At 63.4% G+C, this 20,518-nt stretch carries 16 protein-coding genes; 5 read left to right on the plus strand and 11 right to left on the minus strand.

Annotated features, from left to right (window positions below; genetic code table 11):
• Window positions 1-70 precede the first annotated feature (70 nt).
• Both ACUUL3_RS00625 and ACUUL3_RS00630 read left to right on the plus strand, forming a co-directional pair.
• The gene (locus tag ACUUL3_RS00625) at window positions 71-439 is read left to right on the plus strand and encodes a YkgJ family cysteine cluster protein (protein WP_448553598.1); all 369 of its coding nucleotides are present in this window, start codon (window positions 71-73) and stop codon (window positions 437-439) included.
• Window positions 440-569: 130 nt separating this feature from the next.
• Window positions 570-2,681, plus strand: coding sequence for a U32 family peptidase (locus tag ACUUL3_RS00630; RefSeq protein WP_448553600.1), 2,112 nt, complete (start codon window positions 570-572; stop codon window positions 2,679-2,681).
• Between the two features lie 13 nt (window positions 2,682-2,694).
• Here ACUUL3_RS00630 and ACUUL3_RS00635 read toward each other — a convergent pair whose 3' ends face one another.
• From ACUUL3_RS00635 to ACUUL3_RS00680, 10 genes are all read right to left on the minus strand, one after another.
• Window positions 2,695-4,671: a proton-conducting transporter transmembrane domain-containing protein gene (locus ACUUL3_RS00635; protein ID WP_448553602.1), complete on the minus strand. Its 1,977-nt coding sequence runs from the start codon at window positions 4,669-4,671 to the stop codon at window positions 2,695-2,697.
• A 158-nt stretch (window positions 4,672-4,829) separates the two neighbouring features.
• Window positions 4,830-5,582: an NADH-quinone oxidoreductase subunit B family protein gene (locus tag ACUUL3_RS00640; protein ID WP_448553604.1), complete on the minus strand. Its 753-nt coding sequence runs from the start codon at window positions 5,580-5,582 to the stop codon at window positions 4,830-4,832.
• A gap of 23 nt (window positions 5,583-5,605) precedes the next feature.
• Window positions 5,606-7,117: a hydrogenase large subunit gene (locus ACUUL3_RS00645; RefSeq protein WP_448553606.1), complete on the minus strand. Its 1,512-nt coding sequence runs from the start codon at window positions 7,115-7,117 to the stop codon at window positions 5,606-5,608.
• Complete coding sequence (locus tag ACUUL3_RS00650; RefSeq protein WP_448553608.1) at window positions 7,114-8,550, minus strand: proton-conducting transporter transmembrane domain-containing protein; 1,437 nt, start codon at window positions 8,548-8,550, stop codon at window positions 7,114-7,116. Before ACUUL3_RS00650 ends, ACUUL3_RS00645 begins: the two co-directional genes overlap by 4 nt.
• Before the next feature lie 56 nt (window positions 8,551-8,606).
• On the minus strand, window positions 8,607-9,251 hold the full coding sequence (locus tag ACUUL3_RS00655) for a hydrogenase (protein WP_448553610.1): 645 nt from the start codon (window positions 9,249-9,251) through the stop codon (window positions 8,607-8,609).
• Between the two features lie 4 nt (window positions 9,252-9,255).
• Window positions 9,256-10,167, minus strand: a complete 912-nt coding sequence (locus ACUUL3_RS00660) for a respiratory chain complex I subunit 1 family protein (RefSeq protein WP_448553612.1) — start codon at window positions 10,165-10,167, stop codon at window positions 9,256-9,258.
• 23 nt (window positions 10,168-10,190) lie between these two features.
• Complete coding sequence (locus ACUUL3_RS00665; RefSeq protein ID WP_448553614.1) at window positions 10,191-12,203, minus strand: proton-conducting transporter transmembrane domain-containing protein; 2,013 nt, start codon at window positions 12,201-12,203, stop codon at window positions 10,191-10,193.
• Window positions 12,204-12,219: 16 nt separating this feature from the next.
• Window positions 12,220-12,957 (minus strand): helix-turn-helix domain-containing protein, encoded by a 738-nt coding sequence (locus ACUUL3_RS00670; RefSeq protein WP_448553616.1) that lies wholly within the window; start codon window positions 12,955-12,957, stop codon window positions 12,220-12,222.
• Window positions 12,958-13,146: 189 nt separating this feature from the next.
• Window positions 13,147-13,707, minus strand: a complete 561-nt coding sequence (locus ACUUL3_RS00675; protein WP_448553618.1) for a glycine zipper 2TM domain-containing protein — start codon at window positions 13,705-13,707, stop codon at window positions 13,147-13,149.
• A 475-nt stretch (window positions 13,708-14,182) separates the two neighbouring features.
• A complete protein-coding gene (locus tag ACUUL3_RS00680; protein WP_448553619.1) occupies window positions 14,183-15,058 on the minus strand; it encodes a radical SAM protein in 876 nt (291 codons plus the stop codon).
• A 245-nt stretch (window positions 15,059-15,303) separates the two neighbouring features.
• Here ACUUL3_RS00680 and ACUUL3_RS00685 point away from each other — a divergent pair, with 245 nt between their 5' ends.
• Window positions 15,304-16,479, plus strand: a complete 1,176-nt coding sequence (locus ACUUL3_RS00685) for an MFS transporter (protein WP_448553621.1) — start codon at window positions 15,304-15,306, stop codon at window positions 16,477-16,479.
• Here the strand turns inward: ACUUL3_RS00685 and ACUUL3_RS00690 are convergent.
• The gene (locus tag ACUUL3_RS00690) at window positions 16,476-18,878 is read right to left on the minus strand and encodes a cache domain-containing protein (protein ID WP_448553623.1); all 2,403 of its coding nucleotides are present in this window, start codon (window positions 18,876-18,878) and stop codon (window positions 16,476-16,478) included. The two genes, ACUUL3_RS00685 and ACUUL3_RS00690, sit on opposite strands and share 4 nt — an antisense overlap.
• Window positions 18,879-19,066: 188 nt before the next feature.
• On the opposite strand from ACUUL3_RS00690, the gene truA reads away from it, so the two are divergent.
• Entirely contained in the window at window positions 19,067-19,864 is a 798-nt protein-coding gene (gene truA, locus ACUUL3_RS00695) for a tRNA pseudouridine(38-40) synthase TruA (protein ID WP_448553625.1), read from the plus strand.
• Window positions 19,865-20,246: 382 nt separating this feature from the next.
• On the plus strand, window positions 20,247-20,489 hold the full coding sequence (locus tag ACUUL3_RS00700; RefSeq protein WP_448553627.1) for a sulfurtransferase TusA family protein: 243 nt from the start codon (window positions 20,247-20,249) through the stop codon (window positions 20,487-20,489).
• Window positions 20,490-20,518 lie beyond the last annotated feature (29 nt).

Here is a 20,518-nt window from a genome sequence, read left to right on the forward strand (position 1 = left end):
CGGCATGGTTCCGGCCGGTAAATCCAGTGATCCATGTGGTGTTTCATCCTTACTGTCGGGAGTGTCGGGAATGACGAAGAATCCCTGCCTGTCCTGCGGCGCCTGCTGCGCCTTCTACCGGGCCTCTTTTTACTGGGCCGAGGCCGACGATGCGACGTTCGGCGGCGTACCTGTCGAACTGACCAGGAGAATGGATGATTTCAGACGGGCGATGCTGGGCCATTCCGGCGAGAACCCCCGTTGCATCGCTCTTGTCGGCCAGATCGGCGAGGCCGTCCATTGCGCCATCCATGCGCGGCGCGCCTCGGTGTGCCGGGATTTTCAACCTTCCTGGCTGGCGGGGGTCGGCAACGAACGTTGCGACCGGGCCCGCCTGGCCTGGGGCCTGGCGCCGCTCACCCCGGACTGGTGGCAGGACAATTTCCCCAAGGCGGCCTGACCCGACTCTGGCGCGCCTGGGAGCGCAGGTAGCGTTTGTTCGCCCAGGCCTGCGGTGGACCGGGAGAATATCCGTTGCCTGCCTCTTTGCCGCCGTGGTACCCTGGCGTCCTCATCTTGGGAGGGAGCGGATGGCGCAGCCGAAAACAACGAAAAAAACAGAGCTTCTCGCCCCGGCCGGCAGCCTGGAGGCCTTTTTCGCCGCCCTGGAAAACGGGGCTGACGCGGTCTACTGCGGGCTCACCGAATTCTCGGCCCGGGCCAAGGCGAAGAACTTCACCCTCGTCGAGGCGGAGCGGTTGACGGCCTACGCGCACCGCGAGCAGCGCAAGCTCTACATCACCCTGAACACCCTGCTCAAGGAAGGCGAGCTGCCCCGGCTGGTGGAAATCCTTGCCGCCCTCGCCGCCATGCGGGTGGACGGCATCATCATCCAGGATCTCGGGGTCTGGCGGCTTGCGAAAAAACATTTCCCCATGCTGCCCCTGCACGCCTCCACCCAGATGACCATCCATAACGCGGCCGGCGTGCAGATGCTCGAATCCATGGGCTTTTCCCGGGCGGTGCTGGCCCGGGAGCTTTCCCTGGCCGAGATCGCCGCGATCGGGCGGGAAAGCTCCATCGAGCTTGAGCATTTCGTGCATGGCGCCTTGTGTTTTTCCATCTCCGGCCAGTGTCTTTTCTCTTCCCTTCTTTCCGGGATGAGCGGCAACCGCGGCCGTTGCGCGCAGCCCTGCCGCAGGCGCTATCACAACCGGCAGCAGCCTGGGTATCATTTTTCCACCAGTGATTTTTGCGCCATCGAGCTTCTGCCGGACCTGATCAAGGCCGGGGTGGTCAGCTTCAAAATCGAAGGCAGGATGAAGAGCGCCGAGTATGTGGCCCGGGTGGTGGGGGCCTACCGGCGGGTTCTCGATGCCGCGGAGAGCGAACGGAAGCAGGCCCTGGCCGAGGCGGCCGAGCAGCTGACCCTTTCCTTCGGCCGGCAGCCGAGCAAGGGGTTTTTGACCGGTTTTGTCTCCGCCAACATCGCGGATAGCTCGCAAAAGGGCACCCTGGGCCAGCCCCTGGGCAAGGTGGCCTCGGTGAAGGGCGGGATGCTCGGTTTTGTCACCGTCGACCGGCTGCATGTCGGGGACCGGCTCCGCATCCAGCCGCAGAACGATCAGGCCGGGACCGGTTTTACCGTCAAGGAGCTTTTTGTCGAGCAGAAAAAGAGCAAGGTGGGCAAGGCCGGGGATTTTCTCAGGGTGCCGCTTCCGGACAAGGGCGGTTTTGTCAGGGTCGGGGATGCGCTGTTCAAGGTGGGCGGCAAGCCGGTCTTTACCTTGAGCGGCGAGGCCTGCCGGAAAAAACTGGCTGCGGTAAGCCTTCCTGATGTCGATGCGGTGACCCGTGCGGCGCTGGTCGATGCAGCCCGGCAGGCTGCGGCCGCGCTGCTTCCGCAAAAGGAGGTCCCGCAGGAGGGACCGTCACGGCTCACGGTGCGGGTTGGCGACCCCCAGGATCTCGGCCTGCTGGAAGAGGCCGGCATTGATCGGCTGGAACTGACCCTCACCCCGGAGAACCTGGCCGGCTTCAAAAAGGTGGAAAGAGCGGCCGCCGGCCACAAGGAGCGCCTCATCTGGGAGATCCCCCCCATGCTCTTCGGCGGCGAATGGGAGGAGTACCGCCGGGCCGTCAGGATGCTGGCCGGCCAGGGCTATCTGTCCTTCCGCCTCAACAACCTCGGCCACCTCCCCCTTTTTGCGGGCCTCGCCGGGGTGCGCCTTTTGGGCGGCTTCCGCTGTTACACCATGAACAGCCAGGCGGCCCTGGCCTGGCAGGAGCTGGGCCTTGCCGAACTCACCCTCAATATCGAGGATGACCGCGACAATCTCAAGGCCCTTCTGGCCACCGGTCTTGAGATGCCGCTGGCCGTGACCGTCTACGCCCCGGTGCCGGTGCTGCTTTCCCGCATTCCCCTCCGCGGGGTGCGGCCCGGCACGGTGCTGCGCGCCGATGGCGGCGAGGGGTATCGCCTCCTTTCCCGGCACGGACTCACCGAGGTGGTGAGCGAAGAGGATTTTTCACTCGTCGGTCTCCTGCGGGAAATCAAGAAGATGGGATGCGGGGAGCTGATCGGCGATCTCAGCCGTTGCCCTGTTGCCTCGGCAAAGGGCAGGCAGGTGCTGGCGGCTCTCGCCGCGGATCAGGCCATTGACGGCACCGGGCTCTTCAATTTCAGGCGCGGCCTGGCTTGATTGGGCTGTCGCCTCATTGAAAAAGGGCAAACAGGAGCAGGGCGCAGAGGGTGATGGCGGAGTAGAGCAGGTAGAGGCCGAGGATGCCATGCTGGACCAGGCGGCGTAGGGTTTCGGCGGCCCGGGCCAGGATGGCGAAGAGCGGCAGCAGGATCAGGTCGAGGATGCCGTCCGGGGTGTGGGTTGCATAGGCCTCCCGGGGCGGGAAGAGCTGTCTGCCCTCGGGCTTGTCGGTGCGGGTTCGCAAGGCCCAGCCGAAAAAGGAGACGATCATCTGGGCAAAGGAGGAAGCGGTATACTGACCGCGCGGCATGGGCAGGGGGCAGCCGCAGCCCCAGGTGGCGGTCTTCGGGATGGCCGGCATCTTTTTCCGGCTCTGTTGCAAAAGCGTGAAGCCTGCGAGGAGCAGGATCAGCAGGATCGCGGCAAGGCTGACAGCCGCGGCCGGAGCCAGGTCCGGCAGGCGCGGCGTCTGCTCGCTGCCTGCGGTGGTCCCCCAGCTGGCGGTGGCCGCGGAGAGGAGCGGATAGAGGCTCCCCGGCGCCAGGCCGATCCAGAGACAGGCCGCCAGCAGGACGGCCATGGCCGCCAGCATGGCCGTTGGCGCCTCCTTGCCGGCCAGGCCTGCCCTGGGAGTGCCCAGAAAGGAAAGACCGAAAACCTTGGCAAAGCAAAGCAGGGCCAGGCCTCCGGTCATGGCCAGGCCGGGCAGGGCGAGCAGGGCCGGCGCCATGGCTTCTCCCTGGGAGGCCTTGAACAGACCGAGGTAGACGAGCCATTCGCTGACAAAGCCGTTCAAGGGCGGCAGGCCGCAGATGGCGGCGGCGCCGCCCAGGAAAAAGAGGCCGGAGAGCGGCATGGTGCGGAGAAGGCCGCCGTAGCGGCCCAGCAGCCGGGTACCGGTCGCCTGGATCATGGAGCCGGCGCTCAGGAAAAGCAGAGCCTTGAAGAGACCGTGATTGACCACGTGCAGCAGGGCGCCGGCCATGCCCAGGGCAACCATGGCCTCCGCCCCGTGGCTGCGGCCATGGAGGGCGGTGCCCAGGCCGAGCAGGATGATGCCGATGTTTTCCACGCTGTGATAGGCCAGGAGCCGTTTTAGGTCGTGCTGGGCGATGGCGAAGGCCACCCCGAACAGGGCGGAGGTGAGACCGAGGAAGAGCACCGTCCAGCCCCACCAGGCCGGAATTCCGTCGAACCAGGCGGTTGTCCGCATGATCCCGTAGATGCCCATCTTGATCAGCACCCCGCTCATCAGGGCCGAAACATGGCTGGGCGCGGCGGCGTGCGCCCTGGGCAGCCAGATGTGCAGGGGGATGAGACCCGCTTTCAGGCCGAAGCCGAAGAGGGCGAGCAGAAAGATGGCGGTTGGCCGCGGCCCGTGGCCGGGAAGACTTGCGGCCTGCGGCAGCAGCGGGCTTGCCTCGGTGAGGCCGGCAAGAAGGGCGAACATTCCGAAGAGGGCGAGGGTGCCGGTGTGGGTGGCGGCAAGATAGATAAAGCCGGCCTGCTGCGCCTCCTCATCCTGGCGTTCGGTCACCACCAGGAAATAGCCGGCCAGGGCCATGATTTCCCAGGCGGTCAGGAAGAGAACGGCATTGTCCGCGGCCAGCAGCACAACGATGGCGCCGGCGAGCAGCGGATAGAAAACCCGGAGCCAGGCGCCGCTGGCCGGGCGTTTTTGCACGGGCCAGTAGCCTGCCGCATAGAGGGCGCCGGCGGCGGTGACGAGCAGGGCCGGGAAGAGAAAGAGGGCGGAGAGGCCGTCGATTCTCAAGGCCAGCGCTCCGCCCGGCACCGGCCAGGACCGGAAGAAAACCGCCTCTGCCGGCCGGTGCAGGGCCAGGCCCGCGGCAAGCATGCCGGCGAGGCAGCCGGCCAGGATGGCGGCGAGGGAGGCCCGCTCCCAGAACAGGGAGCCTCGGCGGCAGAAGATGCCGGCGAATCCGGAAAGAAGAATGAGGGCGACTGCGGTGATAAAGAGGGTCATCCGGCGTTCTTTTTTCTCCTTCCGATTGCGCGTTTCCGGACCGGAAACGGGATGAATCCGCCACTGGCCGTCTGTCCGCGCCCTTTGCCGCGCGGGAAAAATTCAGGAACCGGGCGGCGGCTTGTTCCCCGAACCCAGCCAGGAATTAATCCCATCCGTCATCGTCTGTCAAGCAGCCGGAGCAGGCCGTCCAGAGTCGTGTAGGGATGGGGCGGACAGCCGGGGATGAAAAGATCCACGGGCAGGATGTCCGTCACTCCGTTGTGCGCTTCCGGGCTGTTCCGGAAAGGTCCTCCGGCGATGGCACAGGCCCCGGCCGCGATGACCAGTTTCGGCGCCGGCGTTGCCTCGTAGGTGGCGAGCAGGGCGCTCTTCATGTTTTCGGAAACCGGGCCGGTGACCAGAATGCCGTCCGCGTGCCGGGGCGAGGCGACGAACTGGATGCCGAAGCGGCCCAGGTCGAAAACCAGGGTGCCGAGCACGTTGATATCGGCCTCGCAGGCGTTGCAGCCGCCGGCGGAAACCTGGCGGAGCTTGAGGGAGCGGCCGAAGAGGGAGAGCATCTTTCGGTCAAGGGCCGCGGCCAGGCGCGGACCCTCCTGGGCCATGAGCAGATCCTGGCGTTGGCGGGCGGCCAGTCGGTAGTCGCTGGAGAAAGCGATGGCCCCATGGGGGCAGGCCGCGCAATCGGCGCAGAAGAGGCAGCGGCCCAGGTCGAGACGCAGGCCGTCCGCTCCTTTCCGCACGGCCTCGAAGGGGCAGGCGGTCAGGCAGTCGGCGCAGCCCTCCTGGCATTTTTCCGGCCGCAATTGCGGTACGCCCCGGAAGCGGTCCGGGAGCAGCGGTTCTTCCTTGGGAAAGCGGCCGGTCCGGTAGCCCTGTCGTAATCGTTCTCGTAAGATGCGTATCATGGTCGTTATCCCTGCCTTCCTTTCTACAGATCGAATCCGCAGTAGGAAAGATTGAAGCTCTTGTTGCAGAGCGGAAAATCTGAAATCTGTTCGTTGCGCAGGGCCATGGCCAGCCCGCTCCAGTTGAAAAAGGAAGGATCGATCACCTTGTGCCTGCGCAGCCTCCCCTCCCGGTCGGTGATGCCGATATGGGCGATCCGGCCGCGCCAGCCTTCCACCTGGCTGATTGCCAGACTTTCCGGCGCCAGGGTTGGGAGGGGCGTCAGGGTTTCGCCGGGTGGCAGCGCGGCCAGGGTTTGGCGGATAAAGGCGGTGGCGGCGGCGATTTCCCGCCGCCGCACCGCGGCCCGGGAAAAGACATCGCCGTTTTGCCCCAGGCGCCTTTCATCCCCCTCGGGAACGGCGGCCGGCTGTGGCCGGACATCGCAGGCAAGACCGCAGGCCCGGCCAGCCACGCCCACCAGGCCCAGTGCGGCCGCGTCGGCCTTGGCGACGATGCCGGTTCCCTCAAGACGGCTTAAGACCGAAGGGGTTTCAAAGAAAAGATCCACCGCCCCCATGGTATGGGGGGTGACCGTCTCCAGGCTGCCCAGCAGCCTGCCCAGCCTTTCCTCCTCAAGATCGAAGAAAACACCGCCCGGCCGGACGAAGCCCCGGCCGAAACGGCTGCCGCAGCAGAGCGCCGTCATGTTGAGGTAGTCGCCGCGCAGCCTTCCGCAATAGGAGGCAGTGGGCAGAAAGCCGACATCGCCGGCCAGGGCCCCGATGTCGCCGACATGGTTGGCCAGTCGTTCCAGCTCAAGGGCGACCGTGCGCAACTGGCGGGCCCGTTCCGAAATCCGGCAACCGGCCAGGGTTTCCAGCAGTTGGCAGTAGGCGGTGGCATGGCCGATGGTGGTGTCGCCGGCCACGGTTTCCAGCATGGCCATGGCTTGCGGCCGCGGGCCGCCGGCCAGCAGCTTTTCGATGCCCCGGTGCTGATAGCCCAGGGAGATCTCCAGATGCAGGACCTTTTCCCCGAAACACTGGAAGCGGAAATGGCCGGGCTCGATGATGCCGGCATGGACCGGGCCCACGCCCACCTCATGGATCTCGTCGCCTTCAACCTGAAAGTATCGCATGTCGCCGACCAGGGGATGCGCATGCGGATCACGGCCCCAGGCGTCGTTCTCGCCTTCCCGGACACGGTGGAAACGGACCGGCTTGAGCCAGGGATGCCCTTCCGGGATGATTCCGTACTGTTCGGCGATCTCCCGTTCGAAAAGATGCAGCTGGGGGCATTGCCCGGTGAGGGAGGGGAAACGGCCGGCAACCTCGGTGCGCAGGATGATCAGACCGCCGTCCGCCCTGGCGACCACGGTGAACAGCCCGCGGGTGGCGGCCTCGGGCGGCCGATCGTCGGCAAAGGCGGCGATGATCCGGCCCTGCGCCTGTACCGCCGCCAGGATGCGGGCGGCATACTCGTCGTAAGCGAGAACGGGAATGCGGGCAAGGGGCGCGGCCGCGGCGGGTCCGGGCAGGACAAGGTTGCTCATTTCGGCACCTCCAGGAGACCCGCGGCATTGCTGAACATCAGCTGCAGGGGGGCGGGCAGATAAATACCGAGCAGAAAGACGGCGAGGATCAGGAGGAGGGGGCTGCCGGCGGTGAGCAGGGTTTCCCGGTAACGGCTCGATTCCACCGTGCCCTCTTCGGAGGCGCCCAGGGTAACGGGGATCACCGTGCTGCCCATGCCGATGAAGATCACCACCAGGAGCAGGATGAAAAATCCGCAGAGCACGGGATGGCCGCTGTTGGCGATGCCGCGCAGGATGGTGAACTCGCTTAAAAAGGGAGCGAAGGGTGGCGAGCCGGTAATGGCCAGGAAGCCGGCAAGAAAGGTGGCGGCGGAGACGGGCAGCACGCTCAAGGTGCCGAGGATCTCGCATTGCCGTTTGCTGCCGTAGTAGCGATGGATGTTGCCGGCGCTCATGAAAAGCGCGCTCTTGGTCAGGGCGTTGTTGAGGATGTGGAACATGGCCCCGTATGTGGCCAGCCCCCCTATGGAGACACCGATGGCGAGGATGCCCATGTGTTCCACCGAGGAGTAGGCGAGCATGCGTTTGATGTCGCGTTGGCGGATGACAAAGACCGCGGCGACGAGCAGGGAGCAGATTCCCAGGGCCAGGAGACACTGGCGGGCAAGCGCCTGTTCGCCGGCCGCCGTCATGATCTGCATGGCGCGCAGGATGGCGAGAAAGGCGACGCTGGTCAGCCCGCCGGCCAGCAGGCCGCCCACCAGGCCCGGCGCCTCGCCGTAAGCGTCCGGTTTCCAGGTATGCAGGGGGGCAAGCCCCATCTTGGTGCCGAAGCCGACCAGCAGAAAGATGAAGCCGGTCCGCAGCCAGGGCCGGGAGAGAAAAGAGGCGTTGCCCAGGATATGGTCGAGCTGGATATTTGCCTCGCCGAAGCCTTTCAGGCCCGCGTAGCCGACAAAGAGGATGCCGAGCATGGCCAGGGCGATGCCCACCGAGCAGAGGAGCAGGTATTTCCAGGTCGCCTCGATGGAGAATTTGTTGCGGTTGTAGTAGATGAGCGGCGCGCTGATCAGGGTGGTGGCCTCCACCGCCACCCAGAGCAGGCCGAGGTGCCGGGCGGCGGCGGCCAGACTCATGGCGCTCAGGAACACGAGCAGGCAGCCGATGAAGATCCGGTTGTCCCAGTCCGGATGCGAGCGGAGATAGCCCAGGGCGTACAGGGAGCTCGCGGCAAAAAGCAGGCTGATCACAAAGAGGATCAGGGCTCCGAGGGGGTCGAGGCCGAGCATGGCGTCGGCGGCGCCGGGACTGGGGGTCCGCACTTCCCGCCAGACCAGGAAAAGGTGCGCGAAGGCCGTGGGCGGGATCAGCCAAGGCCGCATTTTTTCCGAGGGCAGGGCGGCCGAAATCAGGGCGGCGGCGAGAGGCAGTATGATGATGGCGTACAGCATGGCGTTCCTTGCGTTAAATCAGTGGCGGAGGCGATCCGCGAATTTTTTCGCCGGGGTTATTCCTTCAACAGACAGAGATGGTCGGTGTCGATGGAAGAGGAAAATTCCCGGTTGATATGGTTCATGACAATACCCATGACGAAAATGGCCACCAGCATATCGAGCAGCACGCCCGCCTCGACCATGAGCGGCATGGCCTCGGTGAGCAGGATGCCGAAGACGAAGATGCCGTTTTCAAAGATCAGATAGCCGAGAACCTGGGTGATGGCCTTGCGGCGGGTGATGAGCATCAGGAAACCGGCGGCCAGGGTGGCCAGGGAGGCGGGGATGATCATGGAATCGAGATGTTCGGCGAGCAGGGGCAGCCGATCCCCGAAGATGAAAGCGCCGGCCGTGGTCAGCGCCACCAGGATCAGGCCGGGGATGTAGCCGATGCGCGGTTCGATCTCCCGCCTGATGCGCAGTTGGCGGATGGCGCGCAGGAGCAGCCAGGGGATGATGATTCCCTTGAGAAGAAAGGCGCCGGTCGCAAGCCCCAGCGAGTGGCCGGAAAAGCCGCCGATCAAAGGGGGGAGCAGGGAGAGCAGGGCGCCCTGCAGGGCGACGGCATGGACGCAGGCCCCGAGGCGGCTGGTGCCGAGGACGAAAAAATTGAGCAGGATAACGGAGAGCAGGATGATATCCGGGATGGTCGTGGTCATGGCGTCACCGTAAGAGAAGGACAAGGGCGAAAAAGGAAAGCAGGGAGGTGCCGACCAGGAGCTGCGGCACCCGGATCAGGCGCAGGCGGGCCATGGTGGATTCCACCAGTCCCACGACCACGGCCAGGGCCAGCATGATGGCGATGAAATATCCGGTGGCGAACAGCGGATTTTCCGTCGCCGGCAGGATGAAGCTGGTCAGCAGGGCGGCCATGACAAAGAGTTTCATGGCCGCTCCATAGAGGATGAGGGCAAAGTCCGGGCCGCTGTGGTCGAGGACCATCACCTCGTGGATCATGGTCAGTTCCAGGTGGGTGTTGGGGTCGTCAAAGGGAATGCGGCAGTTTTCGGCAAGAAGCACGACGAACAGGCAGACCGCGGCGAGGATGAGCGGTATCCCGGTCTGGGAATGGGCGATGTCGCTTTGCAGGGCGGAGAGCATGGTGTCCAGGGAGAAGCTGCCGGAAATCCTCGCCAGTACGATGAAAACGACAAAGATGGTGGGTTCGGCCAGGCAGGAAAAGGTTGCCTCCCGGGCGGCGCCCATTCCTTCGAAGCTTGAGCCGGTGTCCAGGGCGGCCAGCACCGTGAAGAAGCGGGAAAGGGCGAAGAGGTAGACAAAGAGGATCAGGTCGCCGGCAAAGGAGAACGGGGCGTGGATGCCGCCGAAGGGGATAAGGAAGGAAGCCAGAACCGGCACGGCGATGCCGAGAACCGGGCCGGCGCGGAATACCCAGGTGGTGGTGGAGCTGAGCACCATTTCCTTGCGGAAGAGCCTGGCCAGGTCATAGTAGAGTTGCAGGACGGGCGCGCCCTTGCGGCCGGCGATCACCGCCTTGGTCCGGGTGATGATGCCGGCCAGCAGGGGCGAGAGTCCGAAGAGGAGAAGCAGGTGCAGGAATAGGCTGCCGAGCATGGTGGTTTCCTCGTAGTGGTCTTTCAGGGCTGGAACATGACCCAGCCCAGCAGCAGGGTGGTCGAGATAAAGATGTAAAAGAGGTAGACGTTCAACTGCCCTGCCTGGAGTTTGCGAAACAGATAGGCGCGTTCGGCCAGCAGCGAAAAGAGGGGGCCAAATCCCCTGCGCAGGATCGGATCCTCGGAGTGCTGGGCAAAGGAGGCCGTCGCCGGAAAAAGGCCGTTGGCCCGGCTTTCTTCCGCTTCCGGATGCAGGCAGGCGCAGAAGAAATTTTCCTGAGCCAGCTGGCTGTACCCTCCGGCCATGTATGTCATGCGTGGGGTGGGCCGGAGAAAGCCGCAGCCCCAGGTGGGAATCTTTTTCGTCCTGCGGCGGCGATGCCTGACCAGGCAGGTGAAAATCGTCAGGGCGAGCAGCAGGCCGCCGGCCATGGCCCAGTTTCCGGTAAAGGGCAGAGTGGCCCCGATGCCCTGGGCGGGGAGGCTGCCGGTGGTGTCGAGGACGGCCATGGCCTTGGCCGTTGCCTGAATCGGCAGGGAGGGGAAAAGACCGATGGAGAGGCAGAAGCCGGCAAGGGCGGTCATGGCGGCCAGCATGGGCCAGGCCGCTTCGCGGCTTTGGGCCGTTCTTTCCCGTCGCGGTTCGCCGAGAAGGGCCAGGCCGGCCAGACGGCTGAGGGCAAGCAGGACCAGGCCGCCGACCAGGCCGAGGAGGGCGGCAAGCAGCAGGAAGAAGATGGCGCTGCCGCCGGTGGCGCTCTGTCCCATGGTGAAGATTCCCATGTAGAGAAACCATTCGCTGACAAATCCGTTCAGGGGCGGCAGGGCGGCGACGGCCGCGCCGGCCAGGATAAAGAGGGCGCCGGTGACGGGCATCCGGGCAAGCAGGCCGCCGAGATGGGAAAGAGTGCGGCTGCCGGCGGCATGCAGAATCGAGCCTGCCCCGAAAAAGAGCAGCCCCTTGAAGAGCGCATGATTCCAGACATGCAGCAGGGCGCCGGTCAGGGCCAGGGCCGCCACCGTCCCGTACCCGCTGTTGGCGGCATGGAGCCAGAGGCCGATGCCGAGAAAGATGAGGCCGATGTTTTCCACCGTCGAGTAGGCAAGCGAGCGCTTGATGTCGTTCTGCAGCACAGCCATGATGATGCCGAAGAGCGCCCCGGCCAGGCCCAGGCCCATGACGAGGATGCCGCACCAGGGGGGCAGGGGCGGCAGAAAGGTGAGCAGACGCAGAAAACCGTAAACCGCGGTCTTGATCATCACCCCGCTCATTACGGCGGAAACATGGCTGGGCGCGGCGGGATGCGCGTCGGGCAGCCAGACATGCAGGGGGAAAAGGCCTGCCTTGGCGCCGAAACCGATCAGGATCAGGAAAAAGAACAGCAGGGTCGTGCGGGGCGGAAGAGCGCCGAGGGCGGAAAACGCTGAAAAATCCAGGCTGCCGCCCAGGCGGCCTGCTTCGAGGAAAAAGACGAAGAGAAAGGCGGTGCCGATGTGGGTCGCCAGCAGGTACAACCAGCCGGCGCGGCGCACCCGGTCTTCATTGTATTCGAAGATGACCAGAAAGAAGGAGCTGAGCGACATGGCCTCCCAGGCGATGAGGAACTGCAGGCCGTTGGCCGAAGTGATGACCAGGGCCATGCTGACGATGAGGATGTTGAAGAAAAACCAGTGCAGCGCGGTTCTCGGTCCGGCCGCGGCGGCGCGCAGGTAGGAGGGGGCGTAGACGGCGGCGCAGAGACAGACCACAAAAAGGGGCAGGAGGAAGAAGGCCGCCAGGCTGTCCAGATGCAGGGAGAGGGTGATACCGGCCGTGGCCCAGGGCAGGGAAAAAACCAGTTCGCCTCCCTGCCGCAGGACGAGCAGGGAAGCGGCGGCGCCGCACATGCTGCCGAGCAGGCCGCCTGCCGCCCCGGCCGCATGGACGAAGGCGCTTCGGCGCGGCAGAAGAAGGGGAAGGATGCCGCCGCCGGTCAGCAGGAACAGGGAGAGGAGAAAAAGGCTCAGGCCTGCGGGAATAGTGTCGGGAAGCATGATCGTCTTGCCTGCCTTATCGGTTCATCTTGCGGGCAGGGGCCGGGGTTTTTTCCGGGGCAGGGTTTTTGCCGCCCCTGCCCGGGTTGACAAAAATCGCTTCCTCCCGGCAACGCACGATCTCCAGGACTTCCTTGCGGGAAGGTTGCCGCTTGACCGCCTGGAGGAATTCGGCGTCCTGGGCCAGCCTGAGGAGGCGCATTTCGAGAATGGCCTGCTCGGCCCGGTTGGCGGGCAGGACCAGGAAAAAAGCCTCGGTGGCCGTGCCGTCCAGAGCCTTGAAATCGGCCGGTTTCTCAAGATAGGCGAGCAGGACCATGGATTTCGGGAAGTAGACCGGCCGTTCGTCGCTGATGCCCATGTAGGCGATGCCCTGCATGGAGGAGGAGGCCAGGGACTCCCTGGTGAAGATGGAGACCTTGATGGCCTGTTGGTCCATGGAGGCGGAGTAGGGCAGGGTGGCGAGCAGTTCGCTGATGGACTCGTCCCGGTTTTTGCCGTGAATCCGGTAGAGTACCGCGCCCTGCTGCAGGCCGGCATGGACGGAAATTGCGGTGTCCACCTTGATGTTTCCCGTTTCCGCGTTCATCCGGGTGTTGAGCCACGAATCGATGGCGTCGGCCCGGAACCGCCACTGGCCGCCGATTTTCACGGCAAAGGGGATCTGGTTCTCGTTGAGCATCCGATAGATGGTTTTCTCGGAAACACTCAATTTTACCGCCATGTTGCGGATTGTGTAGAATGCTTTGTCCATTTCTGTCCAGGTTTGTCCACTGTTGTCAAGGGTGGTTTCTTATACGGCGGGAGGGTGTGGCTGTCAAGGGAAATTCCTGCGCCGCGGCAGCCATTGGCAAGGTCGTGGGGGATGGACAGGCAGGGGGGCGGTGCGCCGGCGGAGGCGGGCAAGGGGCGTCGCCGGATCGGCAACGCCCCATCTTTGGCTCTAGCGGATGATGATGCGGGTGTTGTCGCAGCCACGGAACCTGGCAGGCTGGTAATGGCCGGGGCGACCCCAGGCCGCGGGCGAGCCGTGATGGCCGCCCCGGTAACGGGGTGGGTCATGGCGGTACCGTGCCTGATGGCGTGGATAGGCGATCTCCCGTTCGATGATCACCGTCTGCCCGCTCAGGTGCCCATTGCCCTGGACAACCCATTCCCTGCCGTTGAAACAGGCTGTCGCGTAAACATGTTCGGGTCTGCCGTCCATGGTGGCCAGCATTTCCATCTCACGGCATTCCGGTGCCGGTGGGGGTGGCGAGGCCGCCGGATAGTAGACCGCGGTGCTGGTCCGCATCTTGTCATGCTCGTTGCCGATCATGTAGCCGAGCACCCCGCCGATGGCGGTGCCAAGCAGGGTGGCCTCGGTATTGCGGCCGATGGCCTGGCCGATGATGGCCCCGCCGGCGGCGCCGCCGATTCCGGCCCGGGATGCGTTGCCGGCCAGGGCCGATTGGCTGCAGACCAGGACGCCGGCCATTGCCATGAACACGGTTCGCTTCAACATAGCTTCCTCCTTGTGGTTGGAAATTCTCTTTCGGGACACTTGCGTACAGATCCGTTCCTTTGTCTCCAACATAGGGGCAAAAGAGCGATCCGACCAGCCGACATGGATAGAGATCTGGTGCATGTCGGTCCATGTCGGCCCATGTCGGTCCCTGATTTCCGGGGATCGAAGGAGGAAGACCCTTATTTTTTCGGCGGCTCCTTGGTGCGGCGGGCCACCTCGGAAAGCGGCCTTTGCTCCTCCCTGCCGGTGTCGTCGGGGGGGGGGGGGAGCCCTTCAGCAGGTCGATCAGAACATCGAAGGGATCGAGCAGTGCTCCGCAGATGCCGCACTGTACGCTGCGGTGGGCGGTGTAGGCGATGACCTGGCGATGTTTGCAGTCGGGGGCGGCAAGCGTTGTCCGGGGACGTGGCCGTCGGCGGGAGGTGTCCAGCTTGACTATTTTCGTCATGGTGCGGTTCCGGAACAGGGCAGGCTATCGAAAAAGAGGGTTTTTTCTCCCTTCTGAAGAGCGGCGGACCGTGATGGACAAAGAGTCTGAGTCCGGCTGGATCTTGTTGCTCCAGGAATCCAGCACCAGGGTGCCGCAGCCGCCGTTCTTCCGGCGACGCCAGCGGTTGGCCCGCCGGACATTGATTCCCATTTCCTGGAAAAAATGGTGAACAGACCTGATCTGGTCCGGCCCCGGACTTGCGAAGGGGCTATTTTTCACCGCATTGAGTTCGAGGAGATGCAGGGTCGCCTCTGGAAAGGGTCTGAGGAATTCACGGAGCCCGGCAAGCTCCTCTCCGCTGTCGTTGATGCCGGCCAGGATGAGGTAGTTGAAGCCGAACCGGCGCCGTTTGTTTCTGGAGAGGGTGGGCCACAGGCCTGCCAGGGCCGTCCGCAGGGCGGCGAGACTCGGACCCCGCGGCACCAGGCGTTCTCGGGTTTCCTGTCTGCCCGCATGCAGGGAGAACATCAGGCCGTTGTGGGGCAGGCGGCAGAATTCCGCAAGTCTGGCCAGGGGTTGGCCGGTGGTGGTCAGGGAGACGGGCATGCCCTGTTGCCGCTGCGTTCGGATGAATTCCGGGACCATCGGGTTGGCGAAGGGTTCGCCGATCCCCGAGAGGGTGAGGCGGGTCGGATGCAAGCCTTCGTCCCGGGCCGCGACGATCTGCTGTTCAAGTTCCGCGCGATCAAGGTTGCGGAAAAGTCCCTTGGCCCCGGAGGCGCAGAAGGGGCAGCCCATGGCGCAGCCGACCTGGACGGAGAGGCAGAGGGTGGCGCGGCCGTAATAGACCGCTTCCACCCGGTGGCCGTCGGCAAGGGGGATGGTGAGAACCCGGTTTTCGTCAGCGGCTGGGTGCATGGTTGATCGGTAAGGGTCAGAGAGGTTGCTTCGCGAGGGAATGCGAAGGAGATCGCCGTCCGTTGCCTGATAGTAATCCGTCCATGGCGGGAAAGACAAGCTGAAAAGAGGAAGGATGCCGGGGATGGTTGCCTTCTGTTTCGGAAGGAATGACGGCTGGTTGGCCAAGGCCCGCACTCGGAAATTGTCACTTTGCGCAAAGCATGCTAGAAGAGGGGCAAACCCTTGCTCAGGATGAACAGCCCATGTCCCGCCAGATCCTTCTCTCCATCTGCATCCGTTTTCTCATCTATTTCTGCCACTGGATGGTGCTGGCCTATTTCCCGGTTCTTCTCAAGGGCTACGGCCTGGGCGACCTGCGGATCGGCATGGTCATTGGTCTTTTTTCGCTTTCTTCCATGGCCCTGATGCTGCCGTTGGGCGTTTTTTCCGATCTCTTTTCGCCCAAGCGCACCATGCTCTGCGGCGCCCTGCTCTATGGCCTGTACTTCTGGGCGCTTCTTCTGGTCCGCTCCTTCGCCTGGCTGCTGCCCGCGGTTTTCCTGGGCGGGCTGGGGAGCGCCGCCCTCATCGTGGTGAGCGAGTCCCTTTATCTCAAACATTTCGCCCAGGAGCAGCGGGGTCGCCGGGTCGCCATCTATCAGCTCAGCACCTACCTCGGCTTCGGCCTTGGCCCCCTGGTCGGCGGCCTTCTTGTCCAGCAGGGGTCGGAGCGCCTGTTCCTCGTCGCGCTTCTAACGACGCTGCTCATCGTTGTCCTCTGTCTGGCCCTGGACGACTACGAACCCATTGTTTTTTCCTTCCGGAAATACGGGGAGGACGTGGCGCAGTTCAAGCCGCTGCTCCTGATCGCCTGCCTGTTTGTGATGGGAACCCATTTCGGGGTGGAGCAGACCTCCTTTTCCCTTTTGCTCAAGGAGGGATTGCGGCTCTCAGCCGGGCAGATCGGCCTGATCTTTGCCGGGCTGGGTCTGTGGATGGCCCTGGTGGTTCCCTTCATCGGTCGCCTGCACGACAAGCGCGAATCGGTTTTTCTTTTCTTTCTGGGCGGGCTCGCGGTTTCCGCGCTCTTTCAGGTGCTGACCGCCTGGGCCCGTGATTTCTGGAGCCTGCTTTGCATCCGCCTGCTCCATACCCTGGGCGACGCCGTGGCCCTGCTGGAATTCGGGGTCCTGGTGGCGCTGCTCTTTCCCTCCCGGCGTCTGGGCGGCAATTCCGGTCTGCTCTACGGGGTGCGCGCCCTGGCCACTTTTCTCGCCGCCCTGGCTGCCGGCCATGTCAACCTGCGGTGGGGCTACGGCGCCTCCTTTGTCGCCAATGGCCTCTTGGTCCTGCTTTTTGTCGCGGCCAGCCTGTTCTTTATCGCCGCGAGCCCGGAGCGGCGCCGGGCCGTGGGCTGGTCCGGCCCGGGCCGAGATTAGGCCGGCAGCTTCCGGCTGCCTTTTTCCTCGTCGCCGGTTCTGAAAAATTCCACGACCTGCGAGAGCTTCCCGGCCTCGGCCATCATGGCCAGGGAATTGGTCTCCATGGATTCCGCGGTGGCGGAGAGTTCCTCCGAGGAGGCGGCCAGCTCTTCCGAGGCCTGGGCGTTCTGCTGGATAACCTCATCGAGCTGCTGGATGGCGGTATTGATCTGGGCCGCGCCCGATTTCAGCTCGTTGCTGGAGGCGCTGATCTCCTGGACAAGTTCGGCGGTTTTCTGGATGGAGGGCACCAGCTCCTCCAGGAGCCTGCCCGCCTGTTCGGAGACCTTGATGCTGGAGCCGGAAAGCTTGCCGATCTCTTCGGCCGCCGACCTGCTCCGTTCCGCCAGTTTGCGGACCTCCGCCGCCACCACCGCGAAGCCCTTGCCGTGTTCCCCGGCCCTGGCCGCCTCGATGGCGGCGTTCAGGGCCAGGAGATCGGTCTGGCGGGCGATTTCCTCGATGATCAGGATTTTTTCGGCGATCATCCGCATGCTGCCCACGGTCTGGCTGACGGATTCGCCGCTCTGCTTCGCCATCTCCGCCGATTCAAGGGCGATTTTTTCCGTTTGAAAGGCATTGTCGGCGCTCTGGCTGATATTGGCGGTCATCTCCTCAACCGAGGCGGAGGATTCTTCCGCGGAGGCGGCCTGTTTGGAGGCGCCCGCGGAGAGCTGCTCGGAGCCGTTGCCGACCTGGCTGCTCATGGCCGAAACCTGCTGGGCCGATTCCGTGACATCCCTCGCCCTTTCCTGAACGAGCATCGCCCCTTTGGTGACCTCGCCGATGATGTTGCGGAGGTTTTCCACCATGGCGGAGAGCGATTTGCCCAGGACATCCTTGTCGGACAGAACATTGATTCTGACGGTCAGGTCGCCGCCGGCGATTTTTTCCGCGAGTTGCGCGGTGTTGCGCAGGGTGTTGATCATGGCCGCAAAGGAGTGGCCGAGCCTGTCCTTGTCGGAGAGCAGCTTCACCTCGGCGCCGAGGTCACCGATGGCGATCTGCTCGGCGATTTGCGCCCTGTTGCGCAGGCTGGTCACCATGTTGGCCAGGGCCTTGCCCAGGGCGTCCTTTTCCGAGAGGAGGGTCACTTCGGCGTCGAGATCGCCGATGGCGATCTTTTCGCTCATCTGCGCGGTATTGCGCAGGCTTTCAACCATTCTCGCCAGGGAAATCCCCAGGGTGTCCCGGTCGGAAAGCAGCTGCACTTGGGCCTTCAGGTTGCCGAGGGCGATCTGTTCCGCCATCTTGGCGGTGTTCTGCAGGCTGGCCACCATTTTCCGCATGGCGGCCAGCATCTGCCCTATTTCATCGTTGCGGCCGCTGGTAATGGAAACATCCAGATCCCCGAGGGCAAGGCGCTCGGTCACCGCGATGGCGTCGTTGAGCGGGTTTAGGGTTTTTTTGATGGAGAAAAAGAGGGAGATCAGGAGCAGGGCGGCAATGAGGGTGGTGATGAGCACGTTGACGATGAGGTTGCCGCGCAGGGTGGCGACGATCTTCTGCATGTTGTTCATGGCCAGGATGTAGCCGATTTCCTTGCCGCTGTAATCCTTGAGCGGGATCTGGTAGGTCACGTACAGGTTGCCGTTCTGCCGGTATTCATCCCGGGGAGGGGCGTACTCCCGGGTGAGTTCTTTGGCAAGGTCCGAGGAAAAGGTGTAAAAGACGATATCGCCGTGGACAATATCGGTTTCCTTGGGTTCCGTGCGGCCGGTTGCCTGGAAAACCTCCTGACGGATGCCGATGGCGAACTCGGTTTCAAAGGTCTGGGTGAGGGTGTTGAGCAGGCCGGCCACGGAGCCGCCGAACTCGACGGAGCCCAGATGGCTGCCCTGGTGGAGCACCGGGAAAACCACGCGGGTGCCGGGGCCACCCACCCCGACCTCCAGGCCGACCACCGCCTTCTTCTTGCTGTTCGCCTCGATCACCGTGGCCCGGAAGGCGGAGAGGTCATCGCCGAATTTGCCCGGCTGGTGCAGGCGGAGAAAGCTTGTGGCCGGGGGGGTGTGAAACTGGAACTGGTCGATCTGGTAGGTTTTTTTCAGCTCGGCGAAATAGCCCTTGAGGGAGGTTGCCAGCAGCTCCCGGTCTCCCTGGGCAAAGGCGGTGAGGACTTCGTTGTTGACGAGCAGGGTTTGCACCGCCAGGGAGAGGTTTGTAAGCTCCTTGTCCAGGGAGGTGTAAAACGTTTTCTGCACCCGCTGGGCCAGGGCGGCTTTTTCGTCGGCCAGGGTGGTTTTGAAATCGAGGAGGCTCTTGGCCAGACTTGCGCCGGTGATGATCAGAATGCCGATGAGGACGATGGTGATGATCTTGGTTTTCAGGTTGAGCCGGTCGACAATGCTTGCCATGGTCGTTCCCCTTGTCAGCGAGATTTGTTGAGAGGTTTTTGGTGGCAGAATTATATTACACTTGAATCGGCGGTTGTGTGTCAAGACGATTTGCGCTCCTGGTTTTCATGAAAAAACAGACCGATAGGGAAATGGGGCAAGGGTATTGTCCAGATGCCGGCGCCGAGCCGGGAATATGGGGTGGTGTGATGGGTTTGGAAAAAAAGCGGTTCAAGCTGGTTCTGGAGTTCGACGGTGGCAGGTACAGCGGCTGGCAGAAGCAGGAGGACGCCAGGTCCGTCCAGGGCAGCATCCTGCAGGCGGCGGCAGAAATCTTTGCCGGCGAGATTGATGTGCAGGGCAATGGCCGCACCGATGCCGGCGTACATGGCCTGCGTTTCGTCGCCCATCTGGAGGCGGCGACCGGGCTTGCGCCGGTCGAGATCGGCCGGCGGTTGAACGAGATTCTGCCCCATGATATCAACCTTCTGGAGTGCAAGCAGGCCGGGCCCCGTTTTCATGCGCGCCACAACTGCATAGGCCGCAGCTATCTCTACCAGATCGCCAGGCGCAAGACCGCCTTCTGCAAGCCCTACGTCTGGTGGATCAAGGAGCCTCTCGACCTTGCGGCCATGCGGGAGGCTGCCGGCCTGTTGGAGGGGATGCACGATTTCAGCTCCTTCACCGACCGGCAGGTGCTCAAGAAAAAATCGCCGCTGGTACTGGTGAACAGGGTGATGGTTGCGGAAACCGCGGATCTTGTTCTGATCCGCGTGGTCGGCTCCCATTTTCTCTGGAAGATGGTGCGCCGGATCGTCGGGGTGCTCTGTGAGGTGGGCAAGGGGAGTCTCCCTGTTGCCGCGGTGGGGCATTTCCTCGCTGAGCCGGCGAATCTCGGCGCTTTCACCGCGCCTGCCCAGGGGCTTTTTTTTGAGCGGGCTTTTTATGATCAGGATGCGCTGGACAGTTTCCTGGCCGGGGAAGTGATCACGGCCAACTTCTTTTGACCGATCTTTCCGGAGCCAGAAGCTGGCCACTTCCGCCAGTTTCTGATCTCCTTGCCGCCCATGACCCGGGCGCGCCGAAATGTTCCCTCCCTGGTCATTTCTTCCTGCAACAGGGGGAAGACGAATGGTTAAGGAAACGGTGTAATGTTAAAAACTTCCCAAAACGTGGTACTTTACAAAAAAAAAATCCGGTGCGAGACTGATACTGTGCTTCCCTCGAAATGCCCGACCGCCGCGGAAAGAAAGAAAAGTGAAGATTTCCGATGCCGCTGGCCGTAATCTTGCTAAGAGATATCGATAAAGGTATTCGCTCTTTTTTTTATGTTATCTGGGGAACCGGGGGGCAATGCTCTCCAAAGATTACCAAAAAGGGAGGTTACACATGGATTTAGACAACATCAAGCCGGACCACACTCTCAATGCAAAAGGGTTGAGCTGCCCCATGCCTCTTCTGAAGACCAAGAAGGCCATCGACTCCATCAGCTCCGGCCAGATCCTGGAGGTTCTTGGTACGGATCCGGGTTCGAAGAATGATCTGCCCGGCTGGTGTGCGCGCACCGGTCATACCTTTCTCGGCGACAAGGAAGACGCTGGTTTTTTCCGGTTTTACATCAAGAAAGGCTAAAGAAGACAGCAGGGGCGCGTTGGAGCCCC

Source organism: Thiovibrio sp. JS02 (assembly GCF_053485635.1).